This window comes from Pseudoalteromonas sp. UBA2102 (assembly GCF_002331165.1).
GTDB classification, from domain to species: Bacteria; Pseudomonadota; Gammaproteobacteria; order Enterobacterales; family Alteromonadaceae; genus Pseudoalteromonas; species Pseudoalteromonas atlantica.
This window is the reverse complement of the sequence record NZ_DCYU01000098.1, coordinates 24,365-36,344: the sequence shown is the minus strand read 5'-3', so window position 1 is coordinate 36,344 and position 11,980 is coordinate 24,365. Positions and strand designations below refer to the sequence as shown.

Sequence of the window (11,980 nt, the reverse complement as noted above, 5' to 3'; positions counted from 1 at the left end):
GGCGAAGTACCTACGCTTAATTATCGCCATGCAGCCCACGAAGCGGCAAAAAACTATTTATATGCAAGTAGCTCGCAATCGGCGCAACCTGTTATTACCTCTGCGCCTAACCAAGGAATGTTTAATTCTTTAGCGCAGCGTTTACAGGGCATGGGTAATTTAAACAATGGCTTAGCACAAAGCTCAAGTAAAGTAGCGATTATTAACCTTATTAAAGTTACGCAAGCGCCAAAGCCTAAGGAAGCGCGCATAGCGCAGGTGTTAAAATCGATGGGGGCTGACAAAGTAACTGTAAAACGTATTTCCGTTGATGAGTTATCAAACGATGATAACGATGTGTTTATGCTCAGCGGCACAGTTAAAAATCAAATTGAACTGGTGCGTTTGTTAAATACCATCAATAAATTATTTGAACCAGAGCAAGCAAGCCAAGCACCCACATCGGCACTAGATCCAAACGGGCTTATCAGTAGCACATCGCAAAACGAAACAAGCGCTATTGAAGTACTCGCAAATGAGTCTGGCGGGTTATTAAATGACGATTCTGGCCTGACTTTAAGTAATGTAAATTCAAACGTAGCGCGGGCTACTTTGCTTTCGGTGGCTAAAGGTAAAGTGCTCTCAAGCATTGAAGTAGAAGACTTACCTCAAGTGAGGGTGTCTGTGCAGCTTTATGAAGTTAATCAGCGCCGCTTAAAGCAATGGCGTCCAGATATTAGTGTCCTTTCTAATGGGTATAACAACGAGCAAGGTTTATTTGGCCTAGAAGGCATGAATGCCCGTGAGTCTGGCTCAGCATCAATAGAAAACGCACTGCAATTAATTGGCGGACAATTAACAAATAACTTGCAGTTATCAACCTCGCAATTTGCCATTGATATGTTGTTTTCTTTGCTAGAGCAAGAAGGAATTTCAAGAACGCTTTCGCGACCTACACTTACCGTACTTGCAGGCGAAAGCGCGGTATTTAAAGTTGGCGGCGAAGTGCCAGTACCTACAAGTTACAGCCCATCTGGCGTTACCAGCGGGCAACAAGGTAATAGCGGTTCAGTGTTTAGTGGTACTGAATTTAAATCGTTCGGCGTTGAGCTCAATGTTCGTGCTTTAGTGGATGACAAAGACCGCATAACCCTTGATTTAAATCCGGTTATTTCATTGCCAGACACCACACTCACAGCAGAAATAGCACAAAGCACCGGCAGCAGTTTAAACAGCAGTGCATTTAATACACGCAGTATGCAAACATCTACCCGTTTACAAGACGGACAACCTTTAATTATTGGTGGCTTAATTAGTACAGATAACAACGCCAGTCACGACTTTGTACCTGATGCAAACGGCGAGAGCCTGTTTGGTAAATTAAGCGAAACAACCAGTAAAAGCGAAAACAACCGGGAGTTGATTATTGTAGTTACCCCTAATTTAGTCCGCGAGCCGGTTAATAATTTACGTGTATGGCAAACAGTTGATTTAGATAGCCAAATGGCCAGTTTTATACAGGAGCAAGGGTTATGAAAATAATATATATCGTTATTTTACTGAGTATATCGGGCTGCGCACATATAGATTATGCGCCCAGTGTAAACCCACATACTGCACTAAGTGATATTGTTACTAAGTATGCACTAAACACCAGTGCTTTAACTTGTGAAGGGGTAAGCGCGGTTAATTGTTTAACCTTAGTGCATGAGCTTAATCAGTTAATGCTTGAGCACCCAAACAATAAGGTTATTTTATCTGTATCAGCTTATGCGCTTTATAAAAGCGGACGAGCTAATCAGGCGCAATCGGTAATAAACAAACTTCTTAATTTACCTAATCCGCCTTTAAACGCGCTATCTTTAGGTATTAACTTGGCTATTGAGCAAGGCAATTTAGCCAAAGCAAAACAAATTGCCCAGTACGCTATTGATGAATTTGGTACTGAGGCTTCACCGTATTTACAAATGGCCTCTATTTATTATGCGCAAGGGCATTATGTTATTGCAGCTAACTATTTAGAGCTTGCCTATAAATTTGGCACGCAGAAAAGCCATTATTACTATCATAAAGGGCTAATAGCTGAGACGACACCTGATAACGCATTGGCGTGTCATTATTATAATGAGGCAATAGGTTTTGATGCACAGCACAGCCAAGCCACAGCGCGCTACGCGAAACTTTCGGTACTTGGTAATTGTAAAAGTTAAGGCCGCAAGGCCTTTTTATTTTATTAAACTACGCACTCCTTAGTTAAACCCGCTCATAAAAAGTAAAAACAACGTACCTACCTAAACAATTAAAATAGCCTTACTCGGCGTTGTTTAAACCTATCTCGCTTTGTTCATCCCCCCATCTAATTGCTCGCCACTCTTACTTTTAAAAGCTTTGTATAAATGAGTAACAGCTTGCCTTTTAATTAATCTCTGCTTGCGTTGTAACTCACTTTAATAATGATTTGCAAAATGCGAATCATAACAAGGATAAGCAAAGCATATTTTAAATAATAAAAGCAAAGTACTGATTTTTATAGACTTAATAAATGGCACGGTCCTCGCTATATATAAAGTGGGCATAAGCTCTAACACATTTAAGGTGATCATTATGAAAACTATGAAAAGCAACTTAAACGGTAAAAAACAACAAGGCTTTGTACTTACTTCTGAGCTAATTATTCTTTCAACTTCTATGGTGGCAGCGCTGGTAATTGGTTTATCAACCCTACGAGACTCTGTAACCAGCGAGCTTGAAGATGTAGCAGAAGCAATTGGCTCGTTAGATCAAAGCTATGTATTTGATGGCATGATCAACGCCGAAGGCACTGCAGAAATTTCAGGCTCTGGCTTTGTTGATGCCGTAGATGTTTACGCAGGCGATGGTAGCTCGTTTACTTTTGTTGCCTCTGACTTTAGTGAAAGTGCTGCACTTATTAATGCAACGCCAAGTGGCGATGCTGCAACACGTACAGCAGCAGGTGGTTCACAAGGTAATTAAATTTATAACTACCTAAATCACACTGCCACAACCGTGTGGCAGTGAAATTTGTCAGGAGGAAATTATGAAAAGTAAAAATAATAAAGGGGCGACTACCGCTGCACTCACCTTACTTATCACCTCTGGCATGTTGGCCTCAGCGCTTGGCATCAGACAAGTAAACGAACAAGACTTAGTTACTGCCTGGGTGGTAAATAAAAATATGTCGGCCGGGCAAGTAGTGAGTGTGCACGACATTGCCCAAAAAGATGTAAACCCTAGTAACTATGCAAATATGGCGCTAAGTATACAAAATCCCCGCGCATTTATTGGTAAGCAATTAGCCACTAATAAAATGGGTGAACAACCACTATTTGAAACAGATTTTATGCAGGTTAAAAGCCAAAATTTATCAGAGGCGATCCCCGCAGGCAGAGTGCTTTATACATTAAAATTAACCACTTTAGATATTCCATTATCGCGGGTGCACAAAGGCGACCGCTTAGATATTGTTGCTAAAACAAACCGGCTTGTAAGAACCGTTGCGCGCGATGTGCAGCTTATTGGCATTTCAAAAGGTCCTGGCAGTAAAGCGCAAAAAAATGGCGTGATGGACAGCCTAGCAAAAAAAGAGCCAGCAACCAGCGCGGGTGTGTCATTAGTGTTGGCTGTACTTCCTAAAGATGTGTATTCGTTAGCCGCAATTGATACCAAAGATAAGGTATCGATAATTGTGCACAGCGCTTATGACATTGAACAAGGTCGCTTACAAAATTTCTCCCAATTACAAACTAGCCGAACAATTCAAGTGGTTAAAGGCGTTAAAAACCAAGCTGTATATGTAGCTAAGTGAGGCGCTATGTTTAATTTATCAAGTAAACCAGAGTCTGTAGAAACCAATTTAAATACCTTTGAATCACTTAAAAAAATTCTCCACGATGCAGTAATTGAAGAATACGAGCAAGACCCAAGTGCTTTACTGAATGATGCGCTGCTTGAAAAAATATCTGCCCTTTGCAGTGATATTGACGAATTTGCACAATCATCATTTAACAGCCATCAACAAGCTCAAGTAGTACAAGCCGTTTACGACGAAATACAAGGTTTAGGTCCAATAGCACAATTTATGCTGGATGACCAAGTAAGCGATATTTTAATTAACGATACGCAAAATATTTGGATAGATAAGCAAGGTAAATTGCTATGTACAGCCAGTAAGTTTGACGATGAACGTCACTTACGTCGTTTTGTTGATAGATTACTTGATAGTTGCGCTCGACAAGTTAACGCTCTGAATCCCATTGTAGATGGCAAACTAAAAGATGGGAGCAGGGTACATATTGTAGTGCCGCCGGCATGCACCAGTGCTGCAATTGTTTCGATTAGAAAATTTAACCACAAAAAAATTAACGATGATTTTTTAATCGACAATAAGTTTTTAAGCAAAAACTGCCTCACTTTTTTAAAAACCGCGGTGGCCTTAGGGGTCAATATTTTAGTGTGTGGTAATGCCGGCGCGGGTAAAACCACTTTGTTAAATGTATTGGCTAATTCAATAAATACTAACGAGCGGGTAGTAACTATAGAAGAAAGTGCAGAGCTAAATTTGCACCATAATCATGTGGTGCAATTAGAGGCGCACGACACCAACAGCGATGGCAAAGGCGCCGTTACCCTGCGCGATTTAGTAAAAGCGGCACTAAGAATGCGCGCCGACAGAATACTTGTAGGCGAAGTACGCGCAGGGGAAGTAATAGACATGCTGCAAGCCATGAACTGCGGGCACCAAGGATCAATGACCACCGTACATGCTAATAGTGCAAGCGATGCGGTTACCCGATTATCAACGCTTGTGCAATTACATAACGCGCAGCTAAGCGACACCCACACCAGCGCATTAATCGCATCAAGCATTCAATTAATTGTACATGTTTCTAGAAATACAAACGGTGTAAGAACCCTAAAAAGTATTGGCGAAATAAAGCGAGTAGACGGACGTGCGCAATACTCTGCGCTGTATAGCGTAAGCGATACCGAGCAAGTAAATGATAAGGCAATTAGAACCTCAAGCGTGGTGAGCTTTATGCAAAGCCAAGGTGCCAACATAAACGAAATAAGCGCATTACTGCAACCGACCAGGGAGCGTAATTATGAATAAACTTGATTACTTACTGGCCATAGCAAGTGTTATGTCATTTACCTTAGCACTGAGTGTTTTTATAACACTTAAAGTAAAAACGCACGCTGCAAGTACTAAGCACGAGGTAGATGTACTTGAAGAAAAAGACATTATCACAGTGTCACTGCGGGTACTTGGGATTAACATCAGTAATGCTTTATTTATAAGCGTTGCTTGCTCGCTTGCCACCAGTACTTGGTATGTTGCACAGTACTTTTATCCTCAAGCAACTACAAGTGCATTAATTGTTTCTTTGGTTGTATTTATAACCTGCTTTATAGTGATTATTGATTTAGCACACTATAAATTAGCTAAGTTTGAGCACTTATTTTTAGAGTACATAGAAACCGTACAATCGTGTTTAAGTACTGGGCTTTCACTTGTTCAGGCTATGCAATTTGCCGACGAACACGCCGATAAATACATTAAACCGCAAAGTCATTTATTACTGCAGCGCTTAAATATGGGCAGTGATATACAAAGCTCATTCGCCCCTTTGATTAAACGCTACTACTGCGAAACCGTACGGTTATTTGCACATAGCATAATTACTCATACAAAAAGCCAGTGCGATCTAACTGACATGCTTAAAAGTGTATGCAAAATGATGTCGTTAAGAACGCTAGATCGCCAGCAGCTCAAAGCTAAGCTTTCTGGTACTAAATACGCTGCGCTGTTTAGTGGCGTTTTACCCTACGCTTTAGTGCCTTTATTTAATTACACCGATCCAACCTGGTTCGATCCGCTGTTAAATAACCCCAATGGCATGGCCTTTATTACCGTTGCTGTGCTTTGCCAGTTATTTGGCTTTTTATGGCTTCGCCTAAGCTTGAGGGTAACGCTATGATAGACCTATTTTTATTTGTTGGCTTATTGGTGAGTATGGGTGCATTTATCCATATTCAAAAGCAGTCATTAAAGGCTGAGGTTCAGCAACCTATCAAAACTAATATAAATTGGTATCCATTAATTGTTATTTCAAAAAGCCAATTTAGACAAGCAGGGTATCAGTTAAATAAAATTTTATTGAGCATGTACTGCTTTAAAATGGCCGCCACATTTTGTGCTTATACTGCCATAGAGATCACTGGTTATGTAATAAGTACACCGCTTGTAGCCATTATCTGTTTTATTAGCTTTTTTGCGCCTGATATGTGGTTTTTATTTAAAAAAGGCCAGCGTAAAGTACAAATAAACAATAGCTTAGAGTTTTTTTTAAGTGTGCTGTTAGTGTATATGCGCGCTGGCTTTTCGCTAGAGCGTGCATTTGCTTTAGCGGTTGATCACGGGTTAAGTAAAAAACACCCTTTATATAAAGAGCTTAAATTATTTTTGTTTGAGCTCAGTGCCGGTAAAGACCGCGAAACAGCCTTTAATTCGTTATATGACAGAACAGGGGTCTCGGGTTTAAAAAAATTAGCTAATTTAATGCTTATTGGCTCTAAGCTTGGCACCCCATTAATACAGGCGGTTGAGTCACAATTAGAAAGCTTTGCGCTTAAAAAAAATATCTTATTAGCTAAAAAAGTAAATAAAAAAGCACTGCATACCACCTTTCCCATTATCTTAATTTGTTTTCCTATGTTTTTAGTACTGGTGTTTTTTCCTGCAGCGCTGCAGGTAATGAATGTACTAAAAATGCTAGTTGAAGTGCTATAGGAGCGCTCTATGAATAAACAATACCAACAGGGCTACATACTCACTATTGAGCTGATTTTAATTATTACCATTTTAATTATTGGCTCAATTGGTGGTGTTATTTTAGTGCGCGATGCACTCATTAAGCGCTATCACACAAAGGTAGATAACCAAATAACAGTGGTTGATGCTAATAACACCCCCTTAGGTATCGCCATTGGGTTTGATGAGCACCAAGCGCCTTTAATTTTTTACACAGACCGCCAAGCAAATGCAACATACCGCGCTTTAATTGGGATACGCGATGACAGGTTCACCTCACGAGAAGCCATTTATTACGATGCGCCTAATTGCCAAGGCAACCCGTGTATAAAAAGTTTAAGTGATGAGTTTTCAGATAGTTTAGGAGTTAGTAACACCGCTAATAGTGGCAATGTAAGTTATATCAATGCGCTACAGCAAGGCCCTAATTATGCCATTGGGCAATTAAGTAACTCCGTAATGGGGCAATTACTAAAAAGTACAGCATTAGCGTGCCCCGCAACAGGTGACGAAATTGTATCGCGCTATATGTCTCAAAAGGTAGTTACTGGTAACCCGTGCGAAAGCTTTTCAATTGCTAAACAGCAAGCCGATAGTAGTTGTTTGATTGGTGTAACTGCACTTGGTAATCCGTTATTAGGCATAGACAGTCAGCAATTATCGCAGTCCTGCAATAGTTGCCAAACAGGGTATGAGCCACAAGGCGATATTCTTGATTTATATTTGCCACAAGTTGAAGTGTTATTAGGAACCGCGCTTGATGCACTGGCGCTGGTAGGTGTAGCAAGCAGTGTAGATGTAGAGCTAGGCAGTATTTGCTGCCCACAAGGTACGCAACTAGAAGAAGATGAAAATATAGTAGAAACACTGGTATTTACTATTTTAGAAACAACCTTTGAGCTGCTAGGTATCGATTTAATAAATAACGACATAATTATTCAAACGCTGGCCCTTATTGGCATAGAGCCTGGCGTGACTTACTGCGAGGCTTCGCTCAATTTAACCTCGGCAGAGCCGGTGTTAAATGCACAAGGCGAACGCGCTTTAAATAACTTACTTCCACCATTTAGAGTAAAACTTCCATCACATACAAGTGCTAACAGCACGCGTTGGATTTCTACACCGCCGAAAGGTGAAGGAGTGCGCCCATGAACAGTTCATATGCAAATAATATAAATGAATTTAACAACACACAAATAGATGAAATAAAACAAGAAATAACCGAAACGCTAACCCTAATGAAGCAGTTTTATGATGTTTCTATTGTTAAATTCGTTGATTATAATGCCTTGTATACGCAACAAATTATTAGTTGCGATGACCCATACAAAGCCGACAGTGAATTAAATAGCTTGGCACAAGCGTGCACACAAGAAAAACTCTACATAATTGAAGACACCTTATTTGACCCACTAACAAAAGGGCGCTGCCAACAGGTCCGCTTTTACTCTCAATATCCCATTTATAATTTAGATAACAGCTTAATTGGCGTACTAATCATTGCCGATATTTCACCTAAAACACTTATTGGCTCTCAAAAAGAACAATTTGTATCTTTTGCGCAATTACTGCAAACCCAGCTTAATAAGCATTTTACCCCAACTAAGGCAATTAAACCGAGTGAGACAAAATCACTAAATAGATTTGTTCACTTATTTAGCTTAGCGCCGGTGGCCTTTTTAATTGCGCTGGTTATTTGCTCGTTCTCGGCTTTGCTTTTATATACGTTAGATAAAAAAGACAAAAAAAATGCCTATGCCATACAAACTCAGCAGTTAAGGCAAACGCTGTTTGATGCATTAGAGCGCTTTGACAACCAAGCACTTTACATTACTCAAAAAGATAAAATTGTCGCAGGCTTTTTAAAAAGCCAACAAAGTTATACTCAGCAACAATTAAGTGATTTAGTAAAAACGCAGGTATCAAGCAGTTTAACGTATAAAGGTTTTGTTGTATTTGATAATGACTATAAACAACTTGCCATATGGTCTAAAAACAACTTTGATTTAGCAGCTTATGGCTTTACTAATTGGCTAAACGCCTTTTCAATGCGAGCAAATAAACAATCAGTAGAGGTATTTACTGTAGCCGATACAGCGTTTTTAATTTCAGAAATAAATATGGGTAATAGTGCTATTTATACACTCACAGCCTTTGATTTAAGTAAATTTTTAAATGCCATAATAGGTAAGCTAAATACGCAAAATTATAATTTATTTATATCAACCCCTCAGTTTATATTAGGTAGTAGGGGGGAGCTAAATGTTAAAACTATCCCTAACAGCATAAGCGCAGCAAGCAGTCGTTTTCCTGCTACGTGGCGCTTGCATGTGCAACCCATCAAACCGATAACGCCTGCTAATGTATCTAGGTTCGACTTATTTAAACTGGCATTAATTAGCTTAGCTATATTTGCATTTGTTTATTACTTTTTACGTTTACCAAGGCGCTTACATGATGAAATTAAACAAAAAAATACCCATATACTTAATAGAGAATCGCTGTTTTCAAGCTCGCTTGATGCACTGCCGCATGGCTTTGCCATTTTTAATAGTAACGAATTTCCGGTAATAACTAATCAGGCATTTAACGAATTGTTTTCTCATGTTATTCAAAACAATAAACAATTAAGTTACAGCCAAATAATGAGTATTTCTCAACAAAACAACATTATTACCCATTATCAAGAACATAATAAATTAGCTAATGAACATAGCCAATTAATAGATATCGGCTTTAGTGATGGCCGCTGGATCACCGTTGTGCAAAGACATACCGACTTTGGTGGCTTTGTTTGTTACTTTAGAGATGAAACACAAGCGCATCAAAAAGAGTTATTACTTGCCCAAGTAGTAGAAAAATCTAAGCAAGCTAACCAGCTAAAAGATAAATTTGTAGCGCGCCTAGCAATGCAATTAAAAGCACCACTTAGTTCACTGCAATCTATAGTAGAGCTTAATTATAAAAACAGTAAAGCCAATTTTAGCAATGAGTTAGAAAATGCATGTACACAGTTAAGTTGCGTTGTGCAGCAGTTAGTTAATATAAATAAAACCGATACCGGCAAATTAAAGCTTAAAATGAACACGATTAATTTAGCCGACTTACTTAAAAATGCGGCCGATATACTTAATAAAGACTCTGATGATAAAAATATAATTATTAATAACAATGTGCCCATAGATAAAGGCATAAGCAGTGATGAAAAGCTGATTATGCAATTAATTATTCAGCTTGCTAGTGAGCTTATAGAAAGCACACATCAAGGCAAATTGTCGTTAAATTCTGAGCTGATTAACGAGCAAGGTAAACATTATTTGTCGCTGGACTTTTCTATAAATAACTTAGCAAATCAGGGGAGCTTTTATAGTCAGTTACAAATGGTATGCAAACAACAGTCTTTTGAAAGCGATATTAATTTTGATGCTACATTAGAGCTGCGGTTTTTTATCTCAATTTTTAAAATGCTCGGCGGTAAAAATATTACTGTGCACGAGTGCGGGAAAACAACATCTATTAATTTATCGTTATTAGTTAACACCGTAGAATTGTTACCCTTAAGTGCAAACAAGCAAGAACCCATTACTGTAACTACAACGCATACAGAATTTAACAACACCAAATCGTTGTTATTAGTTGATGATGAACCGCTCGTAGAGATGGTTATTAGAGCCATGCTGAAAGATGAAAACGTAGCAATAGATTATGCAAGCAATGCAATAGAAGCTATGTTGATGGTGTCGCAAAATAATTACGATATTATTTTAATGGATATTGTTATGCCAGAACTCTCGGGCACAGACGCGATGCTTAAAATAAAAAAACATAACGCAGACAAGCAAACCAAAATTATTGCCCACACTTCAGATTCTGATACAAATAATAATGCTAAGTATGTTGAACTTGGGTTTGACGACATGCTTGAAAAACCTGTAAAGCAGCAAGTATTAATTAATAAAATTAAGCATTTGCTAAGCTAGTCCAAATTAAAAAATATAAAACTTAAAATACACAGGGCCTATTATTTTTAATAGGCCCAAACTGGCAGTAATTATTTCATGTAGCTGCTACTTTATTTCATAATTTTAAAAATTAAGGTTATCTTATAACTCTTTATTTTTACTCTTTTCGCTTAACTAAAAATAAATCCTACTTACTAATAATAGCTAAAGACCGCGTTTTAAAACGCCCTCACGTTTTTGTAATTATTAAAACCTCAAGAAAATTATGTAAAAAACAAGCTGGGATGATAATTGCTCATCACTATACATACACAGGTTTAGGCTAAATTTTAAATATTGATGAGGGTATTAAGTATGAGTAAAACACAAACCATTACCGTTGAAGGCCACAAAATTGCGTATCAAGAAATGGGCGAGGGCACACCTCTACTATTATTACATGGTATCCCGACTAACAAATCGTTGTGGCGAAATGTTATGCCAACACTGAGTGAGCAGCATCGTGTTATTGCACCTGATTTACTCAATTACAGCGAATCTGATATGCCAAAAAATACCGATGTATCAATTAATGCTCAGTGCAAAATAATCAGTCAATTTATGGGTGAGCTAGGAATTGCTAAAGCAAACATTGCCTCTCATGATATAGGTGGCGGAATAGCACAACTCATGGCGGTAAATCACCCAGAAAAAGTAAACAGCTTAATTTTAATTGATAGTGTTTGCTTTGATTCTTGGCCAATACCCGAGTTTGAACATTTGCTTGAGCCTGGTGTAGAGCAAAAAACATCGGTTGATGAGTTTGTTGATACGCTAAATGATTTTATGCCAAAAGGTGTATACGATAAAAGCATAATGACCGACGAACTTAAAAAACAGTATTTAAAGCAATGGAGTAATGAGCAAGGTAAAGCAGCGTTATTCAATAATATGCGCCGACTTAATAAAGAGTACACTCAAGCAATTGCAGGTGAGCTTAAAAGCTTAAAGCATGAAACCCTCATTTTATGGGGTGATGAAGATAACTTTCAAAAACCTAAATATGCACCTCAGTTAGCTCAAACCTTACCAAATTCAACACTAACTTGGATAGAAAAAGCAGGGCACTGGGTTATTGATGAAAAACCAGAACGAGTAATTTCGTTAATGGGTGAATTTTTGGCTGATAAAAAGTTTTAAAACACCTTAATTTTAAAGGCCTAGTTAG

General features: G+C 38.5%; 10 protein-coding genes. All 10 read left to right on the top strand.

Translation table 11 applies throughout. The features are described 5' to 3' along the window. Positions 1–1,515 (top strand): type II and III secretion system protein family protein (locus tag B2R65_RS13800; RefSeq protein ID WP_286743528.1); only part of this gene is annotated, 1,515 nt, incomplete at its 5' end. After that, on the top strand, positions 1,512–2,189 hold the full coding sequence (locus tag B2R65_RS13795) for a tetratricopeptide repeat protein (RefSeq protein WP_286743526.1): 678 nt from the start codon (positions 1,512–1,514) through the stop codon (positions 2,187–2,189). The genes B2R65_RS13800 and B2R65_RS13795, both read left to right, overlap by 4 nt. Positions 2,190–2,583: 394 nt before the next feature. Further along, entirely contained in the window at positions 2,584–2,973 is a 390-nt protein-coding gene (locus tag B2R65_RS13790; protein ID WP_248461479.1) for a hypothetical protein, read from the top strand. Between the two features lie 64 nt (positions 2,974–3,037). After that, positions 3,038–3,805, top strand: a complete 768-nt coding sequence (locus B2R65_RS13785; protein WP_286743523.1) for a hypothetical protein — start codon at positions 3,038–3,040, stop codon at positions 3,803–3,805. A 6-nt stretch (positions 3,806–3,811) separates the two neighbouring features. Further along, entirely contained in the window at positions 3,812–5,110 is a 1,299-nt protein-coding gene (locus tag B2R65_RS13780) for a TadA family conjugal transfer-associated ATPase (RefSeq protein WP_286743520.1), read from the top strand. Continuing rightward, the gene (locus tag B2R65_RS13775; protein ID WP_286743517.1) at positions 5,103–5,978 is read left to right on the top strand and encodes a type II secretion system F family protein; all 876 of its coding nucleotides are present in this window, start codon (positions 5,103–5,105) and stop codon (positions 5,976–5,978) included. Before B2R65_RS13780 ends, B2R65_RS13775 begins: the two co-directional genes overlap by 8 nt. Next, a complete protein-coding gene (locus B2R65_RS13770) occupies positions 5,975–6,790 on the top strand; it encodes a type II secretion system F family protein (RefSeq protein WP_138541064.1) in 816 nt (271 codons plus the stop codon). Before B2R65_RS13775 ends, B2R65_RS13770 begins: the two co-directional genes overlap by 4 nt. A 9-nt stretch (positions 6,791–6,799) precedes the next feature. Further along, complete coding sequence (locus B2R65_RS13765; protein WP_138541063.1) at positions 6,800–7,963, top strand: hypothetical protein; 1,164 nt, start codon at positions 6,800–6,802, stop codon at positions 7,961–7,963. After that, complete coding sequence (locus tag B2R65_RS13760; protein ID WP_286743511.1) at positions 7,960–10,791, top strand: response regulator; 2,832 nt, start codon at positions 7,960–7,962, stop codon at positions 10,789–10,791. Before B2R65_RS13765 ends, B2R65_RS13760 begins: the two co-directional genes overlap by 4 nt. Positions 10,792–11,127: 336 nt before the next feature. Then, on the top strand, positions 11,128–11,952 hold the full coding sequence (locus B2R65_RS13755) for an alpha/beta fold hydrolase (RefSeq protein ID WP_286743508.1): 825 nt from the start codon (positions 11,128–11,130) through the stop codon (positions 11,950–11,952). Positions 11,953–11,980: the final 28 nt, after the last annotated feature.